This window comes from Pseudarthrobacter kochi (genome assembly GCF_055412805.1).
The window spans coordinates 71681-98295 of record NZ_JBVAYV010000008.1 but is presented as its reverse complement, the minus strand read 5'-3'; the positions used below and the strand labels follow the sequence as shown (position 1 = coordinate 98295).

Sequence of the window (26615 nt, the reverse complement as noted above, 5' to 3'; positions counted from 1 at the left end):
CCGTGACAGCCCTGGTAACCCGCACCTGTCGGATGGGAGGGCCGCGGGGCGGCCAGCGGATAAAGTGGGACGGTGACTGCCCCGGACTTGAACGCGCACCCGAACGCCCGCCCCCCTGCCCGCCTGGACCTGCACCAGGACGTGGCACTGCTGACCGCCCGGCTTATCGACATTTACAGTGTCTCCGGGGAGGAGGGGGAGCTGGCCGACGCCGTGGAGCATGCCCTCCGCTCCATCCCGCAGCTGGAACTGGTCCGCGACGGCGATTCCATCATCGCCCGCACCAACCTGGGCCGCGCCGAGCGGGTCATTCTGGCCGGTCACCTGGACACGGTGCCCCTGCCGACCACGGATGGCTCCCTCGGGACCGTCCCGTCGTACTGGCCGTCGGGTGCACCCGGCGAGGGGGTCCTCTACGGCCGTGGCGCCACCGATATGAAGGGCGGCGTCGCGGTTCAGCTGGCGCTGGCCGCAGGACTGTTCGACGGCGGCGCGGAGCCGGACAAGGACGTCACGTTCGTCTTCTACGACCATGAGGAAGTCGAGGCCGTCAAGAGCGGGCTCGGCCGGCTGCTCCGGAACCACGGCCACCTGCTGGGCGGGGACTTCGCGATCCTGCTGGAACCCACGGACGGGACCGTGGAGGGCGGGTGCAACGGCACGATCCGCTTCGAAGCGACAACCCGTGGCGAAGCCGCTCATTCCGCCCGGGCCTGGATGGGCAGCAACGCGATCCACGCCGCCGCCCCGATCCTGGCCCGGCTGGCCGCCTACGAGCCCCGGACCGTCAACGTGGATGGCCTGGACTACCGGGAGAGCCTCAACGCCGTGAAGGTCAACGGCGGGACGGCCGGCAATGTCATTCCGGACCGGTGCGTCGTGGAAATCAACTACCGGTTCGCCCCGGACAAGTCCCCGGACGAGGCAGAGCAGCATGTCCAGGAGCTGCTGGAGGGATTCGACGTCGTCCGCACGGACGCCGCCGCCGGCGCCCGGCCGGGACTCAACCACCCCGCCGCCGCATCCTTTGTCGCCGCCGTCGGCGGCACGCCAAAGCCGAAATACGGCTGGACCGACGTCGCGCGCTTCAGCGAGCTCGGTATCCCGGCAGTGAACTTCGGGCCCGGCGACGCGCTGCTGGCGCACAAGGACAACGAACACGTCGAGGCGGATGCGATCCGCGAATGCCTGCGGGCACTGCGGAGCTGGCTCACGGCGTAGGGCCAGGGACCTGCACCGGAAGACGCGCACGAACAGGCACGGGAACAAGCGGCAACACAAAAGGTCCGGAACCCCGCGGGGTTCCGGACCATTTGTGTGCGGGCGGCGCGCCCTTGGAGCAGGCCGTCGGGCCGGGGGACTACTTGGCCGGGATCCCGGCGACGGGCACGTGCGCCACGCCGCCGGCGGCCTTCTTGGAGCCGCGCTTCTCGATCCAGATCGCGAGGCGGGAGACGGAGAAGTTGATGGCGATGTAGATGGCAGCCGCCACGAAGAACACCGGGAACAGGTAAGCCGGGCCCAGGAAGTCGGCCATGATCTGCACTTTGCGCAGCAGTTCCTCGTAGGACACGATGTAGCCCAGCGAGGTGTCCTTCAGCAACACCACGAGCTGCGCCACGAGGGACGGCAGCATGCGCCGGATGGCCTGGGGCAGTTCGATGCTGCGCCGCGAAGCGAAGCTGGTGAGGCCGATTGCGAGACCGGCCTCACGCTGGCCCTTCGGCAGGGACTGGATACCGGCGCGGATGATCTCGGCGAAAATCGCCGAGTTGTACAGCACCAGGCCCGCCACGACGGCGGTGAACGAGCCCGTCGCGAACACCAGCAGGACAAAGAACATCATCAGGACTACCGGCATGCCGCGCAGGAATTCCAGCACGATCCGGGTGGGGATCCGGATCCAGGCAACATCGGAGATCCGCATCAGGCAGAGCACCAGGCCCAGCGGGAAGGCGATGACGGCAGCGACTGCCGCCGCGGAGAGGGTGGCGAGGATACCGTTGCCGATCAGCACCCAGACGTCGGGGATCTGGAACACGGCCCAGCGTTGCGCCTCGAAGATGCCCTGCTGGGCCAGGACGGTGATGGCCCACCAGAGCAGGCCGGCAATTGCGACACCACCGACGATGGAGCCAATCAGGGACACGCGGCGGGCCTTGGGGCCGGGGACGTCGTACAGGACCGAGCTCATCGGGAGATCGCCACCTTTCGTTCAACCAGATTGGCCACATAGCCAAGCGGGACGGTTATCAGCAGGTAGAAGAAGGCGACGCCTACGAGGACCCACAGCACGGCGTCGCCGTTGGCGTTCGCGAGCTGGCGGCCGTAGCCGAAGAGTTCCAGCACGTAGAACGCGCCGGCGACCGAGGAGTTCTTGACCAGGGCGATGAGGATGTTGATCATGGGCGGGATCACCGTGCGCAGGGCCTGCGGCAGGATGATCAGGCTGAGGACCTGGCTGAACTTCATGCCGATGCTGCGCGCGGCTTCGGCCTGGCCGACCGGGACGCTGTTGACACCGGAGCGGACCGCTTCGGCGATGAAGGCCGAGGTGTAGGCGCTCAGGGCGATGATGGCGGCGACTTCAAACTGCTGGAACGTCACCCCCAGCCGGGGCAGGACCACGGCAGCGAAGAAGAACGCGATGGTCAGCGGAGTGTTCCGGACAATCTCCACGTACGTCATGCTGAAGCCGCGCAGGGCGGCGATGGGCGAGACCCGGGCTGCCGCGAGCAGGGTGCCGAAAATCAGTGCGATGATCCCCGAGACCACGGACAGGAAGAGGGTTCTGAGAAAACCGTCCCAATATGCTGGAAGGTTTTCAATGATGACGTCCATAAGTTCCTTAGGCTGCCTTGAGGGGAGTGGAGCGGGAGACAGGAGTGGCGGTTGATCGCGGGAAGTTCGGGCGCCGTCTTGATGACTGCGCCGGCGGTGGCTTCCCAGGCCTTCTTGTAGGACCCGTCCTTGGCGAAGGCTTCCAGCTGGTCATTGACCCAGTTGCGGAAGACGGTATCGCCCTTCTTCAGGCCGATGCCGTAGGGCTCCTTGGTGAAGGTCTGGTCCGATGCCAGCTTGAAGGCTTCCGGCTCCTTGTTCACGAATCCGGCAAGAATGACGTTGTCGGTGGTGATCGCTTCAACCTGCTTGTTGCGCAGCGGCTCCAGGCAGGCGGAGTAGGTCGCGGCCGGAACCAGGACTGCCCCATACTTCTCCACGATCGTGGCGGCAGGCGTGGAACCGGTCACGGAGCAGACGTTCTTGCCCTTGACGTCTTCGGGCTTGGTGATGGACGTATTGTCCTTGTTCACCATGAGTGCCTGGCCGGCTTCGTAGTACGGGCCGGCGAAGTCGACTTCGGTCTTGCGCTTGTCGTTAATCGTGTAGGTGGCGACGATGATGTCGACGTCGCCGTTCTTGATGAACTGCTCACGGTTTGCGGAAACCGTTTCTTTCCACTCGATCTTGTCGGCGGGGATGCCCAGCTTGCCGGCAATCAGCTTGCCCATTTCGACGTCGAAGCCGACCGGCTTGCCGTCGAGGCCCTTCTGGCCGAACAGCGGCTGGTCGAACTTGGTGCCGATGACGATCTTGCCGGCGGATGAAAGCTTGGCCATGGTCGTATCGGCAGCGAAGCTCGGCTTCTCGGCCACGGGCGGGTTGGACGTGGTGCTGGTGCTGCCGCCGCAGGCGCTCAGGCTCAGGGCCAGGGCTGCGGAGGCGGCTACCAGAAGGGATTTCCTTCGGGTCAAAAATGCCATGGTGACATACCTTTCATTAGTCGGCCGCCTTGCGGTGGCCGGGGTGCGAACTCGTCAGGGATCAGTGGGTCAGCAGCTTGGAAAGGAAGTCCTTGGCCCGGCTGCTCTTGGGGTTGGTGAAGAACTCTTCGGGGGTGGCGTCCTCCACAATCTGGCCGTCGGCCATAAAGACGACGCGGTCGGCGGCCTTGCGGGCGAAGCCCATTTCGTGGGTGACCACGATCATGGTCATGCCCTCCTTGGCCAGCTGGATCATGACGTCGAGGACTTCGTTGATCATTTCCGGGTCCAGGGCGGAGGTGGGCTCGTCGAAGAGCATGACCTTGGGCTTCATGGCCAGGGCCCGTGCGATCGCGACGCGCTGCTGCTGGCCGCCGGAGAGCTGGGCCGGCAGCTTGGGGGCCTGGTGTCCGACGCCGACGCGCTCCAGCAGGGCCATGGCGTCCTTGTCGGCTTCGGTCTTGGAGATGCCCTTGACCTTGATGGGCCCGAGCGTGACATTCTCAAGAATCGTCTTGTGGGCGAACAGGTTGAACGACTGGAAGACCATGCCGACGTCGGCCCGCAGCTTGGCGAGTTCCTTGCCCTCCTCCGGCAGTTCCTTGCCGTCGATCTTGATGACGCCGTCGTCGATTGTCTCGAGGCGGTTGATGGCACGGCACAGCGTTGACTTGCCGGAACCCGACGGTCCGATGACAACAACAACCTCGCCCTTGCGGACATTCAAGTTGATGTCCTTCAGGACGTGCAACTGGCCGTAATGCTTGTTGACGGCATTCAGGGAGACGAGGGCATCGCCGGGCACTTGAGTAGTCATAAGAAGAATCTAGCGAACATCCGCGGCTTATGACCGCAATCACTCCGACTTCCTACAGATCGTGATTCAAGAGATACCTGCAGGTCAGGCTGGCTGAGGCAACCTCCGGTAACCTGCGGGGCGGCCCGGGGGATCTGCCATGGACGACACCACGTCCGTGCCGTGCCGGACGGGTGCGGGCGGGCATCCGCGCTAACCTGTGGGCATGAGTACCGATCCGCAGCACCACGGAGAGCCGGCCGCAGGAACAACAGCCGGTAAGACAGCAGGAGCGACCGCCGGTAAGACAGCCGCCGGATCCCGCGATACACCGCCGCCGGCGGGGATCCGGCACAAAGGTCCGCTGGAGTTGCGGCGCAAGGCCGCCAAAGTCACGATGTCGGACCGCACCCTGCTGGATACGAAGGGACCCGGCCAGTTCGTCCACACCGACCCGTGGCGCGTCCTGAGGATCCAGAGTGAGTTCGTGGAAGGGTTCGGCGCACTGGCCGACCTCGGGCCGGCGGTCAGCGTTTTCGGCTCGGCCCGGACCCTGCCCGGCAGCCTGAACTACGAGCTCGCGGTCGAGGTGGGGCGCCAACTGGCCGAAGCCGGGCTGGCAGTGATCACCGGCGGCGGGCCTGGCTCGATGGAGGCAGCCAACAAGGGCGCCGTGCAGGGCAACGGGGTGTCCGTGGGACTCGGCATCGAGTTGCCCTTCGAGCAGGGGATGAACCAGTGGGTGGACCTGGGCATCAACTTCAGGTATTTCTTCGCCCGCAAGACCATGTTCGTGAAGTACGCCCAGGGGTTCATCGTCCTGCCGGGCGGCCTCGGAACCCTTGACGAACTGTTCGAAGCGATGGTCCTCGTCCAGACCCGGAAGGTGACCTCCTTCCCGATTGTCCTGATCGGGACAGCGTTCTGGAGCCCGATGATCGAATGGATTCGGACCACCCTGGTGTCCGAGGGAATGATGTCGGAGGAGGACCTGGACCTGCTGCAGGTAGTGGACGATCCGGCGCTCGCGGTGGAGCTCGTGGTGGAAGGCGCCGCCCGGCACCGGAACCCCAACGGCAGCGGGTCCGCGAACGGGTCCGGCACCGGAAGTCCGGGCGGGACGCGCGGCTGACAGGCAACACATCGGACCCGCCGTCGTCTGGCACGATGGGGGAGTGAGTTTCTTCCTGGTCTTCCTTGCGATCGCGCTGGCCGGCGCCGCTTTCCTCCTTGGCACCGGCAGGGCGTCGAAAGTCTTCCGCGGACGCCGGGCAACGGATGACGGCGCCCTGCGGGCTCTGGATGACGGCTTCGACCAGCCGGTAGCCAACCTGCCGCCGGTGCTGCTGCCGGCTGAGGTGGAACCGTCCGACGTCGACCGCCTCCGTTTCGCTGTGGGCTTGCGGGGGTACCGGATGGACCAGGTGGACCAGGTGCTGGACGAATTGCGGGAACAGCTCGCCGCCAGGGACGGAAGGATCGCGGACCTTGCGGCCGAACTGGCGCGCCTCCGGCAGGAACCGGAGCAGGCTCCGTGAGCAGTGAACCGCCCAAGGCCCCGGCGCCGGATCAGGGGTACAGCCGCGCCGGCACGGAGTTCGGCGCCGCGGCCGGCGCCCTGGTGGCGCGATGGCCATGGTGGGTCCAGGTCGGCGGACTCTACGTCGCCGCCCGGCTCGTCAGCGCTTGGATCTTCATGGCCGCCGCCCTCCATCAGGGCGTCAACCCCTGGTTTCCCGCCAAACCGGACTACTGGTCCTTCGTCAACATCTGGGATGCCCGGTGGTACGGCGAGGCCCTCCAGAACGGCTACCCGGCCGTCCTCCCGACCGACGGCGCCGGAAACGTCCAGGAGAATGCCTGGGCCTTCTACGCACTCTTTCCCATGCTGGGCCGGGTGGCCGCCGGGCTGACGGGAATATCTCCGGCGTCCGCGCTGACAATGATCGCCATGGTGAGCGGTCTGGGCGCGGCCCTGGTCATCTACAAACTCTTCCGGCTCAGGGCATCACACCGCACCGCGCTCTGGGGAACGGTGTTCGTGTCCACCTTTCCGGTCTCGGCGGTGCTCCAGGTCCCCTACGCCGAGTCGCTGAACCTGCTCTTGCTGGCCACGGCCCTGCTGCTGGTGATGGAACGCCGTTACCTGTGGGCCATGCCCGCCGTCGTGCTGATGTGCCTGTCCCGGCCCACCGGCGTGCCGTTCGCAGCAATGATCGGCCTGCTGTTCCTCCACCGGGTATGGCAGCACTACTCGGCGGCGGAAGCCGGGCGGTCCCGGGACACGCCGCACAGCGTGCCGCAGCTGTGGTCGCTCGCCGGCCTGACGGCGGTCAGCGGCATCGGCGCCCTCCTGTGGCCCGCGATCGCCTGGGCCGTCACCGGCGACATCCAGGCCTACACCAAGACTGAAACTGTCTGGCGCGGCCATGACCTGGTACCGTTCAAACCCTGGTTCGACACCGGCATCCTGCTCTTCGGCCCGGTCCTGGGGGTGCTGGCGCCTTTCGTTTTCGTTGCGCTGTTCGCCGCGGCCATGATGTGCCGCCCCGTGCGGGCACTGGGCACGGAACTGCGGCTGTGGTGTGCCTGCTACATGGGCTACCTGCTGATTTTCCTGCACCCCCAGACGAGCACGTTCCGGATGCTGCTGCCGCTCTTCCCGCTGGCCCTCAGCGCGGCCCTCGTCTCCCGGTCCCGCGCCTACCGCGGCAGCGTGGTCATCATGTTCGTGCTGCTGCAGATTGTCTGGATAGTGTGGCTCTGGGCCTGGGCCCCGCTGCCCGGCGGAGGGGACTATCCGCCGTGACGTGCGGCACCTTTAGCGGCTGCCGGCGCCGCGCGGCGCGGCGCGTCGGAAAGTCCAACGATTAGCTACAGCCGCGTTGTTACGCGATAATAGTTGGTAAGCAAGGACAAGAAGCAAACTGAGTACATGGCCCTGATGGCACCCATCACGGCCGCCGGGCAGCTTGATTGACTAAGCGGACGCAGCCCGGCCGGGCTGGTATGTCACTGGACTAATGGAGGGGATATTCCTTATGGCGGCTATGAAACCACGCACCGGCGACGGCCCGATGGAAGTTACCAAAGAAGGACGAAGCTTGATCATGCGTGTGCCGCTCGAGGGCGGCGGACGGCTCGTGGTCGAACTCAACTCCGCCGAAGCTGCCAACTTGAAGGAATGCCTCGTCGGCGTTACCGAATAGCTTCACTGAATTTTCTTACAGCGGACCCCGCCCGCTGTCGTGTGAACGGCGGAATTGCCCGCCACCGGATGGCGGCTACCTGTCGCCTGCTATTTCTTGACTGCTACTTCTTGACGGCGACCAGCAGGCCGTCGCCGGTGGGCAGCATGGCCGACGCGAGGCGGTCGTCTTCCCGGATGGACTTGCCCACCTGGCGGAGGACCACGGTGGTGGCCTCACGCGCGGCCGGGTTGGCGACGCGGTCCTTGTCCAGCGCATCGTTGACGATCAGCAGGCCGCCGGACTTGAGCAGCCGGATGGCCTGTTCCACATAGCCGGGGTAGTTCGGCTTGTCCGCGTCGATGAAGACAAGGTCGTAGGCGCTGTCCGTCAGCCGGGGGAGGACGTCGCGGGCCCGGCCGGAAATGGTCCGCGTCCGGTTGGCCGGGCTCCCGGCCTCCTGGAACGCCTCCCGGGCGGCTTTGAGGTGCTCGACGTCGACGTCGATAGTGGTCAGCACCGCGTGCGGACCCAGTCCGCGCAGGATGCAGACGCCGGAGACGCCCGCGCCGGTGCCGATTTCGACCGCCGTCTGGGCCTTTGACGCGGCGGCCAGGACAGTCAGGACCGCCCCGACGCCGGGGCCGACCGGGGTGACGCCCAGCTCGAAGGACCGTTCGCGCGCGTGCAGCATGACCTCATCCTCGGCAGGCAGATCTTCTGCGTAGGACCAGCTCGTGGACTTATCGGCGCTCATGGAATTCGCTTTCTGGGCGGCAGGGGATTGTTCACTCCAGCGTACTGTGTCAGGTGGGACCCGGCAGGGAGGCGCCCCCGCTGTGGCGGTCACAGTGCTTACCCGCAGCCGCTGGTCCGGCCCGTGACGCGACGGTGCCGGCCGCTGCTTTCAGCCGTGGGCGGAAGGGGCGCCGGCGTCAGGAAATTCCCAGTTTGTTTTGAAATGATGGTTATCCGCTCATCCGCGTGGTGATCGGCTCCGAATCAAGGATGCAGGAGCTTGCAGCCGCAAGCACCGTCCACGGCGTAAGCACCATCCACGAGGGGAGCGGACAATGTCGGTAGTGGCAGCTGTCCCTGCAACTGAAGAGTCCCGGCCCGCGGCGGAAGCCGAATGGGTCCGGCCCACCTGGGAGGAAGTGGTGACCAACCACTCCGCGAAGGTGTACCGCCTCGCGTACCGCCTTACCGGCAACAAGTATGACGCCGAGGACCTCACCCAGGAAGTCTTTGTGCGTGTCTTCCGCTCGCTGGAGAACTTCAAGCCGGGCACCCTGGACGGATGGCTGCACCGGATCACCACGAACCTCTTCCTGGACCAGGCGCGGCGCAAGAGCCGGATCCGCTTCGACGCACTGGCCGATGACGCCGAATCCCGCTTGCCCGGACGCGAGCCGGGGCCGGAACAGAGCTTCGAGTTCAACAACCTTGACATCGATGTGCAGGCCGCCTTGGAGGAACTTCCCCCCGATTTCCGCGCCGCCGTCGTCCTCTGCGACCTTGAAGGGCTGTCCTACGACGAGGTCGCCGTCGCCCTGGGCATCAAGCTCGGGACTGTCCGCTCCAGGATCCACCGCGGCCGGACCATGCTGCGGGACAAACTCGCACACCGTGACCCCCGTCCGCCGCAGTCTGCCAAGGCGTCGCTGAAGCCGCGGCTGAAGATGCCGCGTATCGCCGGTCTCCTCTGAACCAGGCGATGCGTCTGCTGCAACGACTGCTCCGCGGCCCCCACCAGCGGCGTAACCGGCACTTGGATTCGTGTGCGGAATGCCAGCTCCAGCAACGCCGGGAGCGCCAGTACCTGGAGCGGCTTCGAGGCGCTGAAGTGCCCCTGGCCAGTGATGACCTGACCGCACGCCTGCTGGCACGCACCGAGGAACTTGCGCGCACGGAGCAGCCGGCCACCCCCCAGCCGGTGGCGGCCCGCGGATTCGGTCCGGCGCTGCGGGCAACCATTGTCGTGGCCGGCGGCGCGGCAGCCGCCGTGGCCCTCCTCGGCGGATCGGCCTACCTGATGGGCGGTGACCCCGTCCCGGCGGCCGGCGAAGCGCCGGCGTCAGCACTTCTGCAGCGGGACCTCTCGGCCGCCGGGGCTGACCCAGGGGCGGATGCCGTCGAGGCCGGAGCGGGGGCGCCCGCCGGCTGGAGCCTCACCGGCGAACCGGACTTCACCCCGGCGGGAACACTTACTCGGGCGCAGCTCACGGCGCTGCGCTCCGAGGGATGGGCCTGCCCCGAGCTCCGTGAACTCGGCTACCACCTGGTCTGGGCCAGGAGCCGGGTGATGAACGGCGACGACATCCTGGAACTGCGTCTCACCGACGGGCGGCAGTTTGTCACCATCCTCGAACAGCACGGTGTCCCCGGTCAGCACAGCGGCGCGCCGGGGCAGCCAGGCGTCCCGGGAGGCGGTCCGCTGGCCGGCCCGCCGCTTAATCTCCTTACCGGCCGCCCGGCGGCGTCGGACGGCTTCACCCCCGCAACGGTGCCGGCGGGAAACGCCGCACCGGAGGCCGGGGCCGGCCCCGGGATCCTGTGGGTCAATCACGCCGCGCCCTTCGCTGCCATCTATCAGGCGGGCGAAACCACCTTGACCTACATGTCGGACCAGCCGGCGGAACAGGCCGACGACGGCGTGGCCGCCCTGGTCCGGTCCCGCACCGCGGCGGCACCGGGGACGGCCGCTGAGCTGGGAACCGCACCGGAGGGGCCCGCCGAGGGCCCAGCGGCGGTCACCGGGGACGGGGCGGGCTCCGGCTCCGGGTCCGGTTTCACCGTCCGGATGGAGCGCGGCCTGGGCAGGATTTTGGAGCTGCTGGCCCCGTGACCGGCCGATGCCGGCCCGAGGTGAGATTTCGCGCCCATGGGATGCTCCGCAACGGGCGCGAAATCTCACCTCGGCGGTGGCACCGGCCCGGGTGTCCGCGTCGTGCGTCCCGTGTGTCCCGGCCGAATCGTCCCATCTCCGATTGAGAGGGTAATCTTCCTACAGTGCTTGGAATCAACGGACCAGAGTTCATACTCCTGCTGATCATCGGCCTTCTGGTGATTGGTCCCAGTAGGCTGCCCGAATACACCCAGAAACTTGCCAACATCGTCAAGGAAGTCCGCCGGATGGCGTCGGGGGCCCGGGAACAGATCAAGGAAGAAGTCGGCATCGACATCGATGACGTCGACTGGAAGAAGTACGATCCACGGCAGTACGATCCTCGCCGGATCATCAAGGAAGCACTGCTGGACGATGACACCAAGCCTGTCAGCGCCGGCGCCCCGGCCGCGGTAGCCACCGTGGCGGCTGCTACGGCGGCCGCGGAACGGCGGCCTGCCCGGGCGGTCGAACGCCTCCCGGACGGCGAGCCTGCGCCCTTCGATTCAGAAGCTACCTAACGGGGCTGCAGGCCCAGGGATTTTCCGCTGAGCCCGCGCGGGACGCCGGCGAGCCTCCCTGCGATCTCCAGCAGCGCTGCGGCCGCCGGGGTGTCGGGACGGCCCAGCACCAGGGGGACCCCGGCGTCGCCGCCCTCCCGGAGCAGGATGTCGAGGGGGATCTGCCCCAGCAGCGGAATGTCGGTGCCCACCGTGGCGGACAACCGTTCGGCCAGCACAGCGCCGCCGCCGCTGCCGAACAGCTCCATCCGGCCGCCGTCGGGCATCTCCAGGTAGGACATGTTCTCCACGACGCCGGCGACGCCCTGGCCGGTCTGGACCGCGATGGCACCGGCCCGCTCGGCCACATCCGCGGCAGCCGCCTGGGGCGTGGTCACGACGAGGATCTGGGCTTTCGGCAGCAGCTGGGCCACGGAGATGGCGATGTCGCCGGTACCGGGCGGAAGGTCCAGGAACAGCGCGTCGAGATCGCCGAAGTAGACGTCGGTGAGGAACTGCTCCAGGGCACGGTGCAGCATGGGCCCGCGCCAGGCGACCGGCTGGTTGCCGGTGACGAACATACCGATCGAGATGACTTTGACCCCGTAGGCCACTGGCGGCAGGATCATGTCATCCACCCGGGTGGGGGACTGCGTGATACCCATCAGCGCCGGGACGGAGAAGCCGTAGACGTCGGCGTCCACAATCCCCACGCGCAGCCCCTGGGCGGCCAGCGCGCAGGCGAGGTTCACCGTCACGGAGGACTTGCCGACGCCGCCCTTGCCGCTCGCGACGGCGTACACCTTGGTCAGCGAGCCGGGGTCGTTGAACGGGATCCCGCGCTGACCGCCGGCGCCGCGGAGCTGTTCCTTGAGGGCGTCGCGCTGCTCCTGCGTCATGACTTTCAGTTCGACCTCGACGCCGGTCACGCCGGGCACCGCGGACAGGGCAGCCTCGCAGTCGGCGGTGATGGTTCCGCGCAGCGGGCAGCCGGCGATGGTCAGGAGTACGGCGATCCGCACCCGTCCGCCGTCGGAGACCTCCACTGCGTCCACCATCCCCAGCTCGGTGATGGGGCGGCGGAGCTCGGGATCGATCACGGTGGCAAGCGCGGCCTGCACTGCCCCCTCCAGCGGGGAGGCCGGCAAGTCGCCCCGGGTGGTGCTGTCGTGGCTGGGGTTCATGCGGTGACTGCTCAGTTCTCGGGGGAGGCGGGGAGCGCCGGGGTGCCGGCGTTGTCCGTTTCGGCGCCCTGCAGCGTGTCCGGTGCGGCCTTCTTGGCGGGTTTGGGGCTGCTGTCGGACTTGACCCGGGGCGTTTGCTGGGTCCGGGGGCTGCGCTGCTTGTCGCGGCGGTCCTTCAGCTTGTCCTTGCCCTTGTCCCGCGGCGTCTCGAGGACGCCGGTGGAAGGATCATGGGTGCGCGCTTCCTCCTGGGCCTCCAGCATGTCCTCGAGCAGGCTGCGCAGTTCGGCCCGGACGTAGTCGCGGGTGGCGACTTCCCGCAGGGCGATCCGCAGCGAGGCGAGTTCCCGGGTCAGGTATTCGGTGTCGGAGAGGTTGCGTTCGGCGCGCTGGCGGTCCTGCTGGAGGGAGACCCTGTCTCGGTCGTCCTGCCGGTTCTGGGCAAGGAGCAGCAGCGGCGCGGCGTAGGAGGCCTGCAGCGAGAGCATCAGGGTCAGCAGGGTGTAGCCGAGGGCCCGGGAGTCGAACTGCCACTCCAACGGGGCGAAGGTGTTCCAGGCCAGCCAGAGGACGACAAACACCGTCATGTAGACCAGGAACTGCGGCGTGCCCATAAAGCGGGCAAAGCCCTCCGTGGTCTGGCCGAAGGCGTCCGGGTTGGGTGAGAACTTCGGCAGGATCCGCTGGCGGCCGCTTAGGGGTGTGTCGAGGCCGCCTTTGTCCGGGTTGCTGCCCGGGCGGGCCTGGGGGTTCCGTGGTGTGCTGTTATCAGCCAATGCGGCCTCCAAGCTTCCTTATCGGGACATCGTCCTCGTGGGCGCGCCAGTCATCGGGCAGCAGATGGTCCAGCACATCGTCAACAGTCACCGCCCCCACAAGCCGACCGTCGCTGTTGACGACGGGGAGCGAGTTGAGGTTGTAGGTCGCCAGCGTGCGGGCCACCTCGCTGATGTGGGCCAGGTCCGACACCGGTTCCAGGGTCTTGTCCACCAGGTTGCCCAGCGGTTCGGGCGGCGGGTAGCGCAGCAGCTGCTGGATGTGGACGACGCCGAGGAACCGGCCCGTGGGTGTCTCCAGCGGCGGCCGGGCAATGAAGATCGACGACGCCAGGGCGGGGGAGAGCTCTTCGCGGCGGACATGGGCCAGGGCTTCGGCGACGGTGGCTTCCGGGGGCAGGATGACCGGGACCGGGGTCATCAGGCCGCCTGCGGTGTCCTCGTCGTATTCGAGCAGCCGGCGGACGTCGTCGGCGCCTTCGGGTTCCATCAGCTGGAGCAGTTCCTCCGCCTGGGCGCTGGGCAGTTCAGCGAGGAGGTCGGCGGCGTCGTCCGGGTCCATTTCCTCCAGCACGTCCGCGGCACGGTTCACGTCGAGGGCGGAGAGGATCTCCACCTGGTCGTCTTCGGGCATCTCCTGCAGGACGTCGGCGAGGCGTTCGTCCTGCAGCTCGCTCGCGACCTCGAAGCGGCGCTTGTCACTCATCTCGTGCAGGGCTTCGGCGAAGTCCGCAGGATTGAGGTCCTCGTGGGTCGCGACGAACTGGGTGGCGGCCTGGGGCTCGGTGCGCGCGTCCGGCTGCGCGTCGGCCCAGTCAATGATCATGGTCTCGTTGCGGCGCAGCCTGCTCAGCGGGGAGAGGGAATGGCCGCGGCGGACAAAGAGCTTGCTGACAAACCAGTCGCCGGAGCGGTGCCTGTCCATCGCGATGTCCTCGATGGTGGCATCCCCGCTGCCGTCGGCGAGTGTCACGCGCCGGTCGAACATCTCGGCGACCACGAGGGTTTCGGCGCCGCGCTGTTCGAAACGGCGCAGGTTCACCAGCCCGGTGCAGATGATCTGGGTCTGGTCGATCGAGGTGATCCGGGTCATCGGGACAAAAACCCGCTTCTTCCCGGGGACCTCGACGACGATGCCCACCACGTGCGGGGCGCCCCGTGTGCCGCGGGAGAGCACGACGACGTCGCGCAGCCTGCCGAGACGGTCGCCCAGTGGGTCAAAGACGTCGAGTCCGAGGAGGCGCGCAACAAACACCCGCGATAGATTTGTGCTCACCACTACAGGCTACCGAGTCCGCTCTCTTTTAGCTGAATTTACAGCCGGTGCCCAGCCGGATAGGTAAGAATGGTCGTATGTCAAACATTTTTGGTGCTCCCAGGGCTGGCGCCCCCAACGGCCCGGACGAGGCCCGCAGTGTCCCCAAGGGCGACACCGTTGGTTCCTACAACTCCTACCTGGATGCCCAGAAGGCGGTGGACTACCTCGCGGACCAGCAGTTTCCGGTGCAGATGGTCTCGATCGTCGGCAACGACCTGAAGATGGTCGAGCGGGTCACCGGCAGGCTGACCTACCCCCGGGTGGCCCTGTCGGGCGCTCTGAGTGGCATGTGGTTCGGCCTGTTCGTCGGCATCATGCTCTCGTTCTTCTCCACGACCGACGGCGCCTTCTCGATCATGACGTCGGTGCTCATGGGCGCGGCGTTCTTTATGCTGTTCGGCATCGTCACCTATGCCATGCAGCGCGGCAAGCGCGACTTCACCTCCACCAGCCAGGTGGTGGCGACCAACTACGACGTCGTCGTTTCCTTTGAAGCGGCGAACGAAGCGCGGCGGCTGCTGCACCAGCTTCCGATGACACAGCATGACGCCACCGCGTCCGCCGGAACGGCCGGCTTCACCCAGCGCGACTACCAGCACCAGCCGTACCAGCCGGGCCAGGAGGGCCACGCGCCGCAGCGTCCCGCAGGCTGGAGCGACCCGTACGGCCAGAGGAACCCCGAGGCCGGGCAGCAACCCGGCGGACAGCCCCCCGAAGCGCAGCAGCCCGGCTACCAGCAGCCCGGCCACCAGCCGGCCGCAGGCCAGCAGGCAGAGCCCGCCCAGCAGGCAGACCACCGGGGGCCCGCTGAGGTTGAGCCGGCCCCGGAAGAGCCCACGAAGCCTGCCGGGTTCGCCTATCCGGACCTGCCGGACGGCCGCCCACAGTACGGGGTCCGCGTCACCGATGCGCCCAAGCAGGAACCCGGCCAGGACGGACCGCAGCACTAGCAACGCAGAAGGCCTCCACCCGGAAATGATCCGGGCGGAGGCCTTTTCCGTGTCCGCTTCGCCGTGCCAGCTTCTTCTTGCAGTCGCGCGTCAGCCGGCCGGTGGGGACCTACGCCGTCTGGCCTTCCGCTTCCTGGTAGATGCCCGCCATCCAGGACTCGACGTCGTCGGCCTTGCGGGGCAGGGCCGCGCTGAGGTTGACCGGACCGTCGGCGGTCATGAGGATGTCGTCCTCGATGCGGACGCCGATTCCGCGGTACTCCGCCGGAATGGCGAGGTCCTCGTCTTTGAAGTACAGCCCGGGTTCGATCGTGAAGACCATGCCCGGGGTGAGGACACCATCGAGGTACAGTTCGCGCTTGGCCTGGGCACAGTCGTGCACGTCGAGGCCGAGGTGGTGGCTGGTGCCGTGCGGCATCCAGCGGCGGTGCTGCTGGCCCTCCGCGCTGATGGCTTCCTCGACGGAGACCGGCAGCAGGCCCCAGTCGGCCAGCCGTTCCGCCAGTACGGTGGTTGCGGCCGTGTGGATGTCGCGGAATTTGGTGCCGGGCTGCGCGGCGGCGAAACCGGCGTCGGCGGCGTCCAGCACGGCCTCGTAGACCTTGCGCTGGATGTCGGAAAACGTGCCGTTGGCCGGCAGAGTGCGCGTGATGTCCGCGGTGTAGAGCGAGTCCGCCTCGACCCCGGCGTCGAGGAGCAGCAGTTCCCCGGCGGTGACCTTGCCGGTGTTCCGGGTCCAGTGCAGCACGGTGGCGTTGTTACCGGAGGCCGCGATGGTGTCGTAGCCGAGCTCGTTGCCTTCCTCCCTGGCCCGGGCGAAGAACGCGCCTTCGACGACGCGCTCGCCGCGCTGGTGGGTCAGTGCCCGCGGCAGTGACTTGACCACCTCGGTGAAGCCCTGCACGGTGGCGGCGACGGCGGTCTTCATCTGCTCGACTTCCCACTCGTCCTTGAGCAGGCGCAGTTCGGAGAGGGCCTCCGTGAGCTTCTCGTCGAGGGCATCGAGGATCCCGAGGTCCAGGTTGTCCGGGTCCTTGGCGGTGTTGTAGCGGGCGGTGTCCACGAGGGCGTCGATGTTCTCGTCCACCTTGCGCACCAGCCGGATGGAGATCCCGCCGATTTCGGGGGCGCCCACGTTCTTGGTGATGCCGAGTTCGAGCTCGCTGATGTCTGCGGTGTCCAGGCCGAGGCGGGCCTTGAACTCAGCCAGAGTGGGGCGGGCGCCGATCCAGAATTCGCCGGAGCGGGAGTCGGCGTAGAACTGCTCGGTGTCGCGGCCGGCCAGCGGACGGAAGTACAGCGTCGCGTGGTGGTTGCCGCCGTCGTCGCCCTTGCCTGCCTCTACGGGTTCCAGGATGAGCACGGCGTCGGGCTCGTGGTCCAGGCCCAGGCCGGTGAGGTGCGCGAAGCCGGAGTGGGGGCGGAAGCGGTAATCGCAGTCGTTCGAGCGGACCTTCAGCGGGCCGGCGGGGATGACCAGGCGTTCGCCTTTGAACTGCCCGGAAATGGCGCGGCGGCGGGCGGCTGCGTGGCTGGCGACGGCGTCGCGTTCCGGGAGCTGCTCGGGGGCCGGGGCCCAGTTGCTGGCCATAAATGCCTTGAAGGCGTCGGAGCTGGGCCGCTGGGAGCGGTTGTTGACGCGCTCGTCGAGGGGCTGGGAAGCGGAGACTTGGGTGTTATCTGCATCTTTCACCGTCCCATAGTCTCACCAGCGAAGCGGCTTAGGCCAACAGGCCGGCGGCGGCTGTCCGGGGCGCCGCGGCAGCGATCTACTAGGCTGGTGGAGTGAGGATTGACCTGCATGCCCACTCGAATGTTTCCGACGGCACCCAAGCGCCCGCTGCGGTGATGGCCTCGGCCGCGGAGGCGGGGCTCGACGTCGTCGCCCTGACCGACCATGACTCCACGGACGGCTGGGCCGAGGCCGGCGCGGCGGCCCGGGAACACGGTGTTGCGCTGGTCCCGGGCATGGAGATTTCCTGCCGGACGACGGAGGGCATCAGCGTCCACCTCCTCTGCTACCTGCACGACCCGGGGCACGCCGGCCTGCTGGAGGAAATCACCAAGGCGAAGGACGCCCGTTTCACCCGGGCCGAGCGGATGGTCAGCCTGCTCGCCGAGGACTACCCGCTGAGCTGGGACGATGTCATCCACCATGTCGCGCCGGGCGCCACCCTGGGCCGCCCCCACATCGCCGACGCCCTCGTCGCCGCGGGTGTGGTCGCGGACCGCACCGAGGCCTTCGAATCAATCCTGACCTCGCATTCACGCTACTTTGTGCAGCACTACGCGCCGGACCCGGCGTACGCCGTCGAACTGGTCCGTGACGCAGGCGGGGTCCCGGTGTTCGCCCACCCGGTGGCATCCGCCCGCGGCCGGATCGTGGGGGAGCGCGTCTACCGGGAAATGATCGACGCCGGGCTGGCCGGGCTGGAAATCTACCACCGGGACAATCCCGAGGAGGGCAGGGCGTTCCTGCGCAAACTCGCGGACCGGCACGGGCTGCTGGTCACCGGGTCCTCCGACTACCACGGGGCCGGGAAACCGAACCGCCTGGGCGAGAACCTCACGGCACCGGAGGTCTTTGCCCGGATCGAGGAACTGGGAACCGGAACGTCCGTGGTGCGCTGACCCCCTGCTGCCAGACAGCTGGGAATGCGTGTCAGGTGCCCGGGAAAACGCTGAAACTGGCGTGCGGGGCGAGCCGTTTGGCCATGACGTCGATGGCCGGCTCGTTCTGGTCCACGCAGACGAACTTCCGGTCAAGCTTCGCGGCGACGGCGCCCAGGGTCCCGGAACCCGCGAAGAAGTCCAGGCACCAGTCGCCGGGGCGGCTGGACGCGGCCACCACACGGCGGATGAGCCCCTCGGGCTTCTGCGTCGGGTAGCCGGTCTTCTCCTTGCCCGTGGGTGAGACGATCGTGTGCCACCAGACGTCGGTGGGCAGCTTGCCAAGCTCGCGTTTGGCCGGAGTCACGAGTCCCGGCGCCATGTACGGTTCCCGGTCCACTTCGGCGCTGTCGAAGTGGTACTTCGTCGGGTTCTTGACGTACACGAGGATGTTGTCGTGCTTGGTGGGCCAGCGGTACTTGGCGCGGGCGCCATAGTCATACGCCCAGATGATCTCGTTCAGGAAGCACTCGCGGCCGAAGATGGCGTCGAGCATGACCTTCGCGTAATGCACCTCGCGGTAGTCCAGGTGCAGGTACAGGGTGCCGTCATCGGCAAGCAGCCGCCATGCCTCGACGAGCCGCGGCTCCAGGAAGGTCCAGTAGTCGCTGAACGCGTCGTCGTACTTATGCAGCGCGCCCTTGATCGTGTCATAGGAGCGTCCTTTGAAGCCGACCCGGTCGCCCTCACCGCCGGCATTGAGCACCATCCTGGTTTCCTGGCGCTTCTGGACCCGGCCGGTGTTGAACGGCGGGTCCACGTAAATGAGTGTGAAGGCGCCGTCCGGCAGCGTCGGGAGGTACGCCGCGTTGTCCGCGTGTACCACCAGGTTGCTGCCGTCCGGCGCCCAGACGGTGTCAGCCATGAGGGGGTTTAGGCCTCGGTGTTGCTGGCCGGGGCCCCGGACTGTGCCTCGCCGGCCACCACTTCGCCGTTGCGGCGGCGGGTGCGGGTGCGGCGGCGTGCGCGGGTGGCGCGGTCGACCTCGGTGGGCGCGCTGGCGGCGGCCTTGGCCGGAGCCTCGGCCGCGGGGCCGGTGGTAGCTTCAGCCTCGGCGGGACGACGACGGCGCTCACCCGAGCGTGCGCTGTCTTTGCCGCCGCCGGTGCCGGCTCCGCCGCTGCGGCGGGAATCGTGGCTGCCGTCGCGGCCGCCGGTGCCGCGGCCCCCGGTGCTGCCACTGTCCCGTCCACCACTGTCCCGGCCACCGCTGCGGGCATTGTCGCGGCCGCCTGTGCTGCCGCCGTCCCGTCCGCTGGGGCGGGTGTTCTTCTTGCCGGTCTCGCCCAGGTCCTCAAGGACTTCGGCGTCGACGCCGGCCAGCACACGCTTGTCGCGGGGCAGCCGGCCCTTGGTGCCTTCGGGGATGTCGAGTTCCTCGAAGAGGTGCGGGGAGGAGGAGTAGGTTTCCACGGGCTCGGGGACGCTCAGGCCCAGGGCCTTGTTGATCAGGCCCCAGCGGGGCATGTCGTCCCAGTCGACGAAGGTCACGGCCGTGCCCTTGTTGCCGGCGCGGCCCGTGCGGCCCACCCGGTGCAGGTAGATCTTCTCGTCTTCAACGCACTGGTAGTTGATGACGTGCGTGACGTCGTCAACGTCAATGCCGCGGGCGGCGACGTCGGTGGCGACGAGGACATCCACCTTGTTGTTGCGGAAGGCGCGGAGCGCCTGCTCGCGGGCGCCCTGGCCAAGGTCGCCGTGGATGGCGGCGGCGGCGAAGCCGCGGTCCACGAGTTCCTCGGCCACCTTGGCGGCGGTGCGCTTGGTCTTGGTGAAGATGATGGTGCGGCCGCGGCCGCGGGCCTGCAGGATGCGGGCGACAACCTCGATCTTGTCCATGCTGTGGGCACGGTAGATCAGCTGGCGGATGTCGCGCTTGGTCAGGCCCTCGTCGTCCGGGTCGGCGGCGCGGATGTGGGTCGGCTTGGTCATGTAGCGGCGGGCCATGGCCACGACCGGGCCGGGCATGGTGGCCGAGAACAGCAGCGTCTGGCGGACGGCGGGGGTGCCCGCGATGAGGGTTTCGACGTCCGGGAGGAAGCCGAGGTCCAGCATTTCGTCGGCCTCGTCAAGGATGACCATCTTGACGTTCTTCAGGACGAGGTGCTTCTGCTTGTAGAGGTCGATGAGGCGGCCGGGGGTGCCGACAACAATCTCGACGCCCTTCTGCAGCGACTCAACCTGCGGCTCGTAAGCGCGGCCGCCGTAGATCGTGGTGATGCGGGCGTTGCGCTTGCGGGCGGCGTTCTGCAGGTCGCCGGCAACCTGGACGGCGAGTTCGCGCGTCGGTACGATCACGAGGGCCTGCGGGGCGCCCGGGGCCGGGAGCTGGTCATAGCCCGCGTCGTCCGGTCCGACGACGCGCTGGAGCGCCGGGATGCCGAAGCCGAGGGTCTTGCCGGTGCCGGTCTTGGCCTGGCCGATGATGTCGTGGCCGCTGAGGGCGACCGGCAGGGTCATGGCCTGGATCGGGAAGGGGTGCGTGATACCGGCGTCGGCCAGCGATTCCACGATGTCGGCGCGGACGTTGAAGTCGGCGAAGGTCTTCTCGGCGATCTCGTGCGGCTTCTCGTCCGAGATGATGGTCTCTTCCGGCTCGATCGTTTCCGTTCCGGATTCGTCGGTCAGAAGCTGGTGCGTGTGCAATTCACTCACTAGGGGAGTTTCCTTATTCATTTTGGGCTGCGCTGCTTGCTCAACGGGGCCGGCCGGGTGGCCGTTCCGGAGCACGCTCAGGCGCGCAGGCAATTCCAGTGGAAGCCGATCGCGGGCTATCAAATGCTGGCACTGGGGACCAGCGGTTCTGTCTCAAGATCGCGTAGGGGCGGGCTTGTTGAATTCGAAAATCATGGAAATCAACGACCGGGCATCCATATCTACCCTTCCAGTCTAGCTGTACGCGGCCCGGAACCTCGACGGACCGCGCTGAGTCAGAAAAGATGCGCGCGGAACCACCGCCGCGTGCTCAGCCCACCAGCTCCAGCCGGACCTCGCGGGTGGTGATGTCGGCGGACACAATCCGGACCCGCACCTGGGCGCCGGGTTCCAGTTCACCGGGGCACCGGGCAGTCACCGCAGGCTCGGCGATCTGCACGATCCCGGAGGGAACGCTTCCGTTGCCCGGTTTGGTGCCGGCGCCTCCGTTTCCGTTCGTTCCGTTGCCGGTGTTGCCATTCGCACTTTTCCCGTTGCCGGTCTTCCCATTACGGGCCGGCTTGGAACCGGAGATCACGACGGCGTCGAACTCCTGGCCGACGTGGTTGACCAGCAGTGCCGCCTCGACGGTGTCGAGAGAGAGCCGCTCCAGCCTGGCGGCCAGCTGGTCGGAGCCTGCCATGATCGAGGGCAGGGACGGCAGGGCCTCGCGGGCCCAGGCAGGGACAGCCGTGCCGTTGCTGAGAGCCTCGCAGATGACCAGGACAAAGCGGTCGACCAGGCGGCGCAGCGGGGCTGTGGAGTGGGCGTAGGCGGCACCGATGGCTGCCTGGATGGCGGCCCCGGGCACAGTTCCGTCGAAGGGTGTGTAGCCTGCGCCACGGAACAGCATGCCGGCCGAATGCACGATCGCCAGCTGCTGCGGGTCCATGGGATCAAGGGTGCGCAGGTATTCGCCATAACTCATTTCGCCGTCCCAGGGCTTGCCTAGGGCGCGGGTCTGGCGGTGGAAATGCGCCAGCGAGGCTTCATCCGGCGCCGGCATGGTGCGCAGGATGCCGACCTTGCCCTCCAGCATGATCCCCGCGGCGGCCATCCCGGTCATCAGCGAAATCTGGGCGTTCCAGTCCTCCACGGGCAGCGGCGGGGCAGCGACAATCCGGTAGCCGCCGTCGGGCAGCTGCTCGATTTCCTGTTCCGGCATATTCAGGCTCGCGCCGCCGCGGAGCCGTTCCAGCTCCACCCGCTTCATCCCGACTTCCCTGAGCAGCTGCAGCACAGGAGCGGCCGTGCCCGCGTCGAGCTCGGCCTGCACCCCCTGGTAACTGAGCTTCGCCCGGCTCCGGACGGTGGCGCGGCGGACCAGCACCGCGGACACCTCGGCGGCGTCGTCGAGCTCGAATTCCCACACAAACGCGGCACACCGCTGCCCGGCCAGGAGGCTTCCGGCTTCCTCGCTGATGACTTCCGGATGCAGCGGAATCCGGCCGTCCGGGGTGTAGTAGGTCTGGCCGCGGCGGCGGGTTTCGGCGTCGAGCGCCCCGCCGGGGGCGACAAAGGACGGGACGTCGGCGATCGCGTAAAAGACCTTATAGCCCGCGCCGGAACGGTCGATGAAGAGGGCCTGGTCCAGGTCGGTGGAGGACGCGGGATCGATGGTCACAAACTCAATGTGGGTGAAATCCAGCTCCGGCAGTTCGTGCCCGGCGACGGCCTCCTTGGCCTCCCGCAGGGCGTCCTCGGGGAACGGGCCCGGCAGTTCCAGCGTGGTGCGCAGCGCGTTGAGGGCCTGGGCAAGTTGGTTCTTCTGCTGGTTGACATTCGGGGTCAAGCGATGATGGGACACGAAAATCAGATTAGCTTCAATTGCGCCATTAGTCTTGGATCATGACCACATCCCCGGCCGATCCCGCCCGTTACAACACCTTCTTGAGGGATCTGCTCGGCGTGATGGCCTACGGTGAGCTTTCCGCCTTCGAACGGCTCTCCTCCGATGCCCGGTATTCACCCACCCTGCACGACCGTGCGGTGCTGGCCCGGATCGCCGTGATCGAGTTCCAGCACTACGAACTCGTGAGCGCCAAACTTGACGCCATGGGCCTTGACCCGGAAGCTGCCATGGTTCCGTTCCAGCCGTCCGTGGACCACTTCCACGAACGCACGCGTCCCGCGGACTGGTACGAATCCCTCATGAAGGCGTATGTGATCGACACCGTCTCCGCCGATTTCTACCGCGCCATTTCCCGCTACGTCGACGCCTCGACCCGTGCCCTGGTGGAGCAGATCCAGGCCGACGGGGAGGCCACCGCCGTGCTGCGGGACCGGCTCAGGACGGCCCTGGCCGACGACCCGCGGCTGGCATCGCGGCTGGCGTTGTGGGCGAGGCGGCTGCTCGGCGAGGCCCTGACCCAGGCCCGGCGCGTGAGTTTCGAACATGCCTTCGTGGGCGGACTGATCGGCGCGGACGAGGAGCAGTCGAAGGAACTTGTCCGCGAGCTGATGCGGGAACTGGCGGCGAACCACTCACGCCGGCTGACGCAGCTCGGCCTGGCCGGCTGAGCGGTCGGTCCGGACGCAGCTGTCCGCGGCGTCGAGTGCGGCGAGCAGGGCCCGGGCGGCGTCCGCGGGATCGTCGGCCTCGGTGATGGCGCGGACCACCACGATCCTGTGTGCGCCCGCCTCCACCACCTGCTCCACATTTCCAAGGTCGATGCCGCCGATCGCGAACCAGGGCACCACGCCCGCGACCTTGCCGCCGGCCTTGCCCCCGGCGCTATGTGCTGCCCGGCGGATCGCGTCCGCCGCGTACCGCACCAGGTCGAGTCCGACGGCGGCTCGCCCCGGCTTCGTGGGGGTGGCCCACACCGGCCCGACGCAAAAGTAGTCCAGGCCGTTGCGGCCAGGGGCTGCGGTAATGGCTGCGTCCACCTGCTCCGGGCTGTGGGTGGACAAACCGATCACGGTGTCCTTGCCGAGGAAGTCCCGGGCCGCCCCGAGGGGGATGTCCTTTTGCCCGATGTGGAACACCGGAGCCCCGGACAGCGAGGCGAGGTCCGCCCGGTCGTTGACAGCCCACAGCCGGCCGTGGCGGTGGGCTGCCTGGTGCAGGACCTCCAGCAGTTCCAGCTCCTCGGCAGCCTCCAGCGACTTGTCGCGCAGCTGGATGATGTCCACGCCGCCGGCAAATGCAGCGTCCACGAAGTCCGCAAAGTCGCCGCGGTCCCGGCGGGCGTCGGTGCAAAGGTAAAGGCGGGCGGTGGTGTGGACGGCATCCTGGCTCATGCTTCCAGCCTAGTTCCTCTAAACTGGGCCAATACCGCGGGAGCCTGCCGCGGCCGTCCACGCCCCTGGCGTCCGGCACCGGCAGGCTGAGAGGGCGTCAGAGCCGACCGCTTGACCTGATCCGGTTAGTACCGGCGTAGGGAAGGAACCTTTTATGGGCAGCAGACTCGTCCCAGCCACGGCCCCAGTCACCGATGCGGCGGCCGCGGCCGCCGCGGTTAACACCAAAAGCCCCAAATGTTACGACGTTGCCGTGATTGGCGGCGGCGTTGTCGGCCACGGAATCGCCTGGGCGGCGCGGCGCTCGGGCCGTTCGGTGGCCCTGATTGACGACGCCCCCGGAAGCGGCGCCAGCTGGGCCGCCGCGGGCATGCTTGCCCCGGTGAGTGAACTCCACTACCAGGAGGAAGCCCTCCTGGAACTCATGCTTGAATCCTCCCGGCTCTGGCCGGCCTTCGCCGCCGGACTGGACGGTGCGGCCGCGGAAGACCCGCGAGACGGCGGCTCCGGGACGGGATACCTCACGACGCCGACCGTCGCCGTGGGTGCCGACGCCGCCGACCGCCGGGCGCTCGCGGACCTGCGCACCGTCCAGCAGGCTGCCGGCCTCGCCGTCGAACCGCTGACCGTCCGTGCGGCGCGCATCCGTGAACCCCTGCTGAGCCCGGGTATTTCCTGCGCCTTCGACATTCCCGCCGACCACCAGGTGGACCCCCGCCGTCTGCTCGCCCGGATCGGGGAACTGCTGGCCGCGGACGGCCGCTGCGACACCATCGCCCGGCGCGCTGCCGGGCTGCTCTGGGAGGACGGGCGGGTGGCTGGCGCCAGCCTCGCCGGCGGCGGTTCTGTCCGGGCCACTGAAACCATTGTGGCCAACGGCCTCGGAGCCGCCGCGCTTGAGGGACTGCCGGCGGGGCTCCGGCTGCCGCTGCGGCCGGTCCACGGTGACATCCTCCGGCTCCGGGTGCCGGAGAAACTGCGGCCGCTGCTCACCTCCACGGTGCGCGGACTGGTGCGCGGGGTGCCCGTCTACATCGTCCCCCGGCAGGACGGCACGGTGGTGATCGGCGCCACCCAGCGGGAGGACGCCCTCGGTGAAGACCTCCGGGACGCTGCCGCGCCGGCTGCCCCGACAGCCGGCACGCCGGCCGGTGCCGCTGTGTCCGCCGGCGGCGTCTACCAGCTGCTGCGCGATGCGCAGCAGCTGGTCCCCTCCGTCGCCGAACTGGAATTGCTCGAGGCCACCGCCCGGGCCCGGCCGGGGACCCCGGACAACGCGCCGCTGCTGGGCCGGGTGGCGGAACCGGGAAGTTCGGCAGACATCGCGGGCCTGGTCATCGCCACCGGCTTCTTCCGGCACGGAATCCTGCTCACGCCCGCCGCCGCAGAGATCTGCCGCGGACTGCTGGACGGCGTCGCGGATCCCCGCTGGGCCCACTTCCGGCCGGACAGATTCAGCACCGGCACACAGTCCGCCGGACCTGCTGCCGACGCCCCGCACACCACATTCCCCCGGAACACCAACACCCGGAACACCAACCCTGAGCGCAACAAGGAAGCGGTATGAACATCACCCTGAACGGAACCGGGCACTCGCTCCCCGACGGCGCCTCGGTCAGCACCCTCGTCAGCCAGGTCACCGGCCGGACCCTGGCCCCCAACGGCCGGTCTGCGGACGGCGGCAAACTCGGCGTCGCCGTCGCCCGCAACGCCGAGGTGGTCCCGCGCAGCCAATGGCACGGCACCGCGCTCGCCGACGGCGACGACATCGAGCTGGTAACGGCGGTACAGGGAGGATGAGCAGCATGGAGGACACCACACTGGCAGCGGCGCCCGGAGCCTCAGTGCCCGGAGCGTCAGCGGCCGCCGCGGATCCGTTCACGGTGGACGGCGTGCAGCTGGGGTCACGGCTCATCATGGGCACGGGCGGGGCCCCGAGCCTGGACGGACTGGGGGCTGCGCTGCTGGCCTCGGGCACCGAACTGACCACCGTCGCGATGCGGCGCTATTCGCCGGCGGAGTCCGGGTCGCTGTTTCAGCTGCTGCTGGAGCACAACATCCGGGTGCTGCCCAACACGGCGGGCTGTTTCACCGCCAGGGACGCCGTGCTGACGGCCGAACTGGCCCGCGAAGCCCTCGAAACGGACTGGGTCAAGCTCGAGGTCATCGCGGACGAGCGCACCCTGCTGCCGGACGCTGTGGAACTGGTCGACGCCACCGAACAGCTGGTGGGCCGCGGGTTCAAGGTGTTCGCGTACACCAACGACGACCCGGTGCTGGCGCTGCGGCTGGAAAACCTCGGCGCCGCTGCTGTCATGCCCCTGGGCGCGCCGATCGGCACCGGCCTGGGCATCCTGAATCCGCACAACATCGAACTGATCGTCTCGCGGGCTTCCGTGCCCGTGGTCCTGGACGCCGGGATCGGCACGGCCTCGGACGCTGCCCTCGCCATGGAACTTGGCTGCGACGCCGTGCTGCTGGCCACGGCCGTGACCCGGGCCCAGAACCCGGTGCTGATGGGGGAGGCCTTCAGGCACGCGGTGATCGCCGGTAGGCTGGCAAAAAGGGCCGGCAGGATCCCGCGCCGGGAGCACGCGCTGGCGTCCTCGGCCATGGAGGGCCGGGCCGAATTCCTTTAGGCAAAG

At 68.0% G+C, this 26615-nt stretch carries 26 protein-coding genes, 1 pseudogene and 1 riboswitch; of the genes and pseudogenes, 14 read left to right on the top strand and 13 right to left on the bottom strand.

Annotated elements, in window-relative coordinates:
- Positions 1 to 72: 72 nt before the first annotated feature.
- Positions 73 to 1221, top strand: a complete 1149-nt coding sequence (gene dapE / locus ACZY0Y_RS06620) for a succinyl-diaminopimelate desuccinylase (RefSeq protein WP_463881839.1) — start codon at positions 73 to 75, stop codon at positions 1219 to 1221.
- 139 nt (positions 1222 to 1360) lie between these two features.
- On the opposite strand, the gene ACZY0Y_RS06615 is transcribed toward dapE, so the two are convergent.
- From ACZY0Y_RS06615 to ACZY0Y_RS06600, 4 genes and pseudogenes are all read right to left on the bottom strand, one after another.
- Positions 1361 to 2194, bottom strand: a complete 834-nt coding sequence (locus ACZY0Y_RS06615) for an amino acid ABC transporter permease (protein ID WP_160664533.1) — start codon at positions 2192 to 2194, stop codon at positions 1361 to 1363.
- On the bottom strand, positions 2191 to 2841 hold the full coding sequence (locus ACZY0Y_RS06610) for an amino acid ABC transporter permease (RefSeq protein WP_463957158.1): 651 nt from the start codon (positions 2839 to 2841) through the stop codon (positions 2191 to 2193). The genes ACZY0Y_RS06615 and ACZY0Y_RS06610 overlap by 4 nt, the downstream gene beginning before the upstream one ends.
- Positions 2842 to 2885: 44 nt before the next feature.
- Positions 2886 to 3764: pseudogene (locus ACZY0Y_RS06605) on the bottom strand (glutamate ABC transporter substrate-binding protein); the annotation flags it as partial.
- A 61-nt stretch (positions 3765 to 3825) separates the two neighbouring features.
- The gene (locus ACZY0Y_RS06600; RefSeq protein WP_463881833.1) at positions 3826 to 4581 is read right to left on the bottom strand and encodes an amino acid ABC transporter ATP-binding protein; all 756 of its coding nucleotides are present in this window, start codon (positions 4579 to 4581) and stop codon (positions 3826 to 3828) included.
- Positions 4582 to 4957: 376 nt separating this feature from the next.
- Between ACZY0Y_RS06600 and ACZY0Y_RS06595 the strand changes: the two genes are divergently transcribed.
- The 4 genes from ACZY0Y_RS06595 to ACZY0Y_RS06580 all read left to right on the top strand — a co-directional run bounded on the left by ACZY0Y_RS06595 (position 4958) and on the right by ACZY0Y_RS06580 (position 7769).
- Complete coding sequence (locus ACZY0Y_RS06595; RefSeq protein WP_463881941.1) at positions 4958 to 5692, top strand: LOG family protein; 735 nt, start codon at positions 4958 to 4960, stop codon at positions 5690 to 5692.
- A 43-nt stretch (positions 5693 to 5735) separates the two neighbouring features.
- The gene (locus ACZY0Y_RS06590) at positions 5736 to 6098 is read left to right on the top strand and encodes a DivIVA domain-containing protein (protein WP_463881830.1); all 363 of its coding nucleotides are present in this window, start codon (positions 5736 to 5738) and stop codon (positions 6096 to 6098) included.
- 83 nt (positions 6099 to 6181) lie between these two features.
- Positions 6182 to 7369, top strand: coding sequence for a putative hexosyltransferase (locus tag ACZY0Y_RS06585; protein WP_463957180.1), 1188 nt, complete (start codon positions 6182 to 6184; stop codon positions 7367 to 7369).
- A 232-nt stretch (positions 7370 to 7601) separates the two neighbouring features.
- Positions 7602 to 7769 (top strand): DUF3117 domain-containing protein, encoded by a 168-nt coding sequence (locus ACZY0Y_RS06580; RefSeq protein ID WP_160664543.1) that lies wholly within the window; start codon positions 7602 to 7604, stop codon positions 7767 to 7769.
- A 103-nt stretch (positions 7770 to 7872) separates the two neighbouring features.
- On the opposite strand, the gene ACZY0Y_RS06575 is transcribed toward ACZY0Y_RS06580, so the two are convergent.
- Positions 7873 to 8505 carry an O-methyltransferase gene (locus tag ACZY0Y_RS06575; RefSeq protein WP_024365481.1) on the bottom strand — a complete coding sequence of 211 codons (633 nt, stop codon included), beginning with the start codon at positions 8503 to 8505 and terminating at the stop codon, positions 7873 to 7875.
- Between the two features lie 316 nt (positions 8506 to 8821).
- On the opposite strand from ACZY0Y_RS06575, the gene sigE reads away from it, so the two are divergent.
- The 3 genes from sigE to ACZY0Y_RS06560 all read left to right on the top strand — a co-directional run bounded on the left by sigE (position 8822) and on the right by ACZY0Y_RS06560 (position 11156).
- Positions 8822 to 9457: an RNA polymerase sigma factor SigE gene (gene sigE / locus ACZY0Y_RS06570; protein ID WP_160664545.1), complete on the top strand. Its 636-nt coding sequence runs from the start codon at positions 8822 to 8824 to the stop codon at positions 9455 to 9457.
- 137 nt (positions 9458 to 9594) lie between these two features.
- Positions 9595 to 10596, top strand: coding sequence for a hypothetical protein (locus ACZY0Y_RS06565; protein WP_463881824.1), 1002 nt, complete (start codon positions 9595 to 9597; stop codon positions 10594 to 10596).
- A 164-nt stretch (positions 10597 to 10760) separates the two neighbouring features.
- Positions 10761 to 11156 (top strand): twin-arginine translocase TatA/TatE family subunit, encoded by a 396-nt coding sequence (locus ACZY0Y_RS06560; RefSeq protein ID WP_463957156.1) that lies wholly within the window; start codon positions 10761 to 10763, stop codon positions 11154 to 11156.
- Here the strand turns inward: ACZY0Y_RS06560 and ACZY0Y_RS06555 are convergent.
- From ACZY0Y_RS06555 to ACZY0Y_RS06545, 3 genes are read right to left on the bottom strand one after another with little or no spacing between them, the layout of a single operon-like run.
- Positions 11153 to 12319, bottom strand: a complete 1167-nt coding sequence (locus tag ACZY0Y_RS06555) for an Mrp/NBP35 family ATP-binding protein (RefSeq protein ID WP_463881819.1) — start codon at positions 12317 to 12319, stop codon at positions 11153 to 11155. The genes ACZY0Y_RS06560 and ACZY0Y_RS06555 overlap by 4 nt on opposite strands.
- 11 nt (positions 12320 to 12330) lie before the next feature.
- The gene (locus tag ACZY0Y_RS06550) at positions 12331 to 13095 is read right to left on the bottom strand and encodes a DUF1003 domain-containing protein (protein WP_463957155.1); all 765 of its coding nucleotides are present in this window, start codon (positions 13093 to 13095) and stop codon (positions 12331 to 12333) included.
- Positions 13088 to 14371, bottom strand: coding sequence for a magnesium transporter MgtE N-terminal domain-containing protein (locus tag ACZY0Y_RS06545; protein ID WP_463957154.1), 1284 nt, complete (start codon positions 14369 to 14371; stop codon positions 13088 to 13090). The genes ACZY0Y_RS06550 and ACZY0Y_RS06545 overlap by 8 nt, the downstream gene beginning before the upstream one ends.
- A gap of 77 nt (positions 14372 to 14448) precedes the next feature.
- On the opposite strand from ACZY0Y_RS06545, the gene ACZY0Y_RS06540 reads away from it, so the two are divergent.
- Entirely contained in the window at positions 14449 to 15363 is a 915-nt protein-coding gene (locus tag ACZY0Y_RS06540; RefSeq protein ID WP_463957153.1) for a YflT domain-containing protein, read from the top strand.
- A gap of 109 nt (positions 15364 to 15472) precedes the next feature.
- Here the strand turns inward: ACZY0Y_RS06540 and ACZY0Y_RS06535 are convergent, their stop codons facing one another.
- Positions 15473 to 17056, bottom strand: a complete 1584-nt coding sequence (locus tag ACZY0Y_RS06535; protein ID WP_463881811.1) for an aminopeptidase P family protein — start codon at positions 17054 to 17056, stop codon at positions 15473 to 15475.
- Positions 17057 to 17148: 92 nt separating this feature from the next.
- On the opposite strand from ACZY0Y_RS06535, the gene ACZY0Y_RS06530 reads away from it, so the two are divergent.
- Positions 17149 to 17994 (top strand): PHP domain-containing protein, encoded by an 846-nt coding sequence (locus ACZY0Y_RS06530; RefSeq protein WP_463881809.1) that lies wholly within the window; start codon positions 17149 to 17151, stop codon positions 17992 to 17994.
- Between the two features lie 31 nt (positions 17995 to 18025).
- On the opposite strand, the gene ACZY0Y_RS06525 is transcribed toward ACZY0Y_RS06530, so the two are convergent.
- The 3 genes from ACZY0Y_RS06525 to ACZY0Y_RS06515 all read right to left on the bottom strand — a co-directional run bounded on the left by ACZY0Y_RS06525 (position 18026) and on the right by ACZY0Y_RS06515 (position 22534).
- Positions 18026 to 18898: a DNA-methyltransferase gene (locus tag ACZY0Y_RS06525; protein ID WP_463957152.1), complete on the bottom strand. Its 873-nt coding sequence runs from the start codon at positions 18896 to 18898 to the stop codon at positions 18026 to 18028.
- Between the two features lie 8 nt (positions 18899 to 18906).
- The gene (locus ACZY0Y_RS06520) at positions 18907 to 20688 is read right to left on the bottom strand and encodes a DEAD/DEAH box helicase (protein ID WP_463957151.1); all 1782 of its coding nucleotides are present in this window, start codon (positions 20686 to 20688) and stop codon (positions 18907 to 18909) included.
- A gap of 310 nt (positions 20689 to 20998) precedes the next feature.
- Positions 20999 to 22534: an RNB domain-containing ribonuclease gene (locus tag ACZY0Y_RS06515; protein WP_463881801.1), complete on the bottom strand. Its 1536-nt coding sequence runs from the start codon at positions 22532 to 22534 to the stop codon at positions 20999 to 21001.
- 41 nt (positions 22535 to 22575) lie between these two features.
- On the opposite strand from ACZY0Y_RS06515, the gene ACZY0Y_RS06510 reads away from it, so the two are divergent.
- The gene (locus ACZY0Y_RS06510; protein WP_463957150.1) at positions 22576 to 23247 is read left to right on the top strand and encodes a ferritin-like fold-containing protein; all 672 of its coding nucleotides are present in this window, start codon (positions 22576 to 22578) and stop codon (positions 23245 to 23247) included.
- Here the strand turns inward: ACZY0Y_RS06510 and thiE are convergent.
- The gene (thiE, locus tag ACZY0Y_RS06505) at positions 23212 to 23970 is read right to left on the bottom strand and encodes a thiamine phosphate synthase (RefSeq protein WP_463957149.1); all 759 of its coding nucleotides are present in this window, start codon (positions 23968 to 23970) and stop codon (positions 23212 to 23214) included. The two genes, ACZY0Y_RS06510 and thiE, sit on opposite strands and share 36 nt — an antisense overlap.
- A gap of 26 nt (positions 23971 to 23996) precedes the next feature.
- Positions 23997 to 24131, top strand: a riboswitch (TPP riboswitch).
- Here thiE and ACZY0Y_RS06500 point away from each other — a divergent pair.
- The 3 genes from ACZY0Y_RS06500 to ACZY0Y_RS06490 all read left to right on the top strand — a co-directional run bounded on the left by ACZY0Y_RS06500 (position 24125) and on the right by ACZY0Y_RS06490 (position 26609).
- Positions 24125 to 25537, top strand: a complete 1413-nt coding sequence (locus ACZY0Y_RS06500; protein WP_463957148.1) for an FAD-dependent oxidoreductase — start codon at positions 24125 to 24127, stop codon at positions 25535 to 25537. It overlaps the preceding riboswitch by 7 nt.
- On the top strand, positions 25534 to 25770 hold the full coding sequence (thiS, locus tag ACZY0Y_RS06495; RefSeq protein ID WP_463881790.1) for a sulfur carrier protein ThiS: 237 nt from the start codon (positions 25534 to 25536) through the stop codon (positions 25768 to 25770). The genes ACZY0Y_RS06500 and thiS overlap by 4 nt, the downstream gene beginning before the upstream one ends.
- Positions 25771 to 25775: 5 nt before the next feature.
- Complete coding sequence (locus tag ACZY0Y_RS06490; RefSeq protein WP_463957147.1) at positions 25776 to 26609, top strand: thiazole synthase; 834 nt, start codon at positions 25776 to 25778, stop codon at positions 26607 to 26609.
- Positions 26610 to 26615: the final 6 nt, after the last annotated feature.

Excerpts from the sequence above, each read along its gene's own strand:
- ACZY0Y_RS06510 (WP_463957150.1), top strand. The coding sequence starts at position 22,576 with ATGACCACATCCCCGGCCGATCCCGCCCGTTACAACACCTTCTTGAGG.
- sigE (WP_160664545.1), top strand. The coding sequence starts at position 8,822 with ATGTCGGTAGTGGCAGCTGTCCCTGCAACTGAAGAGTCCCGGCCCGCG.
- ACZY0Y_RS06525 (WP_463957152.1), bottom strand. The coding sequence starts at position 18,898 with ATGGCTGACACCGTCTGGGCGCCGGACGGCAGCAACCTGGTGGTACAC.
- ACZY0Y_RS06615 (WP_160664533.1), bottom strand. The coding sequence starts at position 2,194 with ATGAGCTCGGTCCTGTACGACGTCCCCGGCCCCAAGGCCCGCCGCGTG.
- ACZY0Y_RS06540 (WP_463957153.1), top strand. The coding sequence starts at position 14,449 with ATGTCAAACATTTTTGGTGCTCCCAGGGCTGGCGCCCCCAACGGCCCG.
- thiE (WP_463957149.1), bottom strand. The coding sequence starts at position 23,970 with ATGAGCCAGGATGCCGTCCACACCACCGCCCGCCTTTACCTTTGCACC.
- thiS (WP_463881790.1), top strand. The coding sequence starts at position 25,534 with ATGAACATCACCCTGAACGGAACCGGGCACTCGCTCCCCGACGGCGCC.
- ACZY0Y_RS06580 (WP_160664543.1), top strand. The coding sequence starts at position 7,602 with ATGGCGGCTATGAAACCACGCACCGGCGACGGCCCGATGGAAGTTACC.
- ACZY0Y_RS06555 (WP_463881819.1), bottom strand. The coding sequence starts at position 12,319 with ATGAACCCCAGCCACGACAGCACCACCCGGGGCGACTTGCCGGCCTCC.
- ACZY0Y_RS06595 (WP_463881941.1), top strand. The coding sequence starts at position 4,958 with ATGTCGGACCGCACCCTGCTGGATACGAAGGGACCCGGCCAGTTCGTC.
- ACZY0Y_RS06500 (WP_463957148.1), top strand. The coding sequence starts at position 24,125 with ATGGGCAGCAGACTCGTCCCAGCCACGGCCCCAGTCACCGATGCGGCG.
- ACZY0Y_RS06610 (WP_463957158.1), bottom strand. The coding sequence starts at position 2,841 with ATGGACGTCATCATTGAAAACCTTCCAGCATATTGGGACGGTTTTCTC.
- ACZY0Y_RS06490 (WP_463957147.1), top strand. The coding sequence starts at position 25,776 with ATGGAGGACACCACACTGGCAGCGGCGCCCGGAGCCTCAGTGCCCGGA.
- ACZY0Y_RS06600 (WP_463881833.1), bottom strand. The coding sequence starts at position 4,581 with ATGACTACTCAAGTGCCCGGCGATGCCCTCGTCTCCCTGAATGCCGTC.
- ACZY0Y_RS06575 (WP_024365481.1), bottom strand. The coding sequence starts at position 8,505 with ATGAGCGCCGATAAGTCCACGAGCTGGTCCTACGCAGAAGATCTGCCT.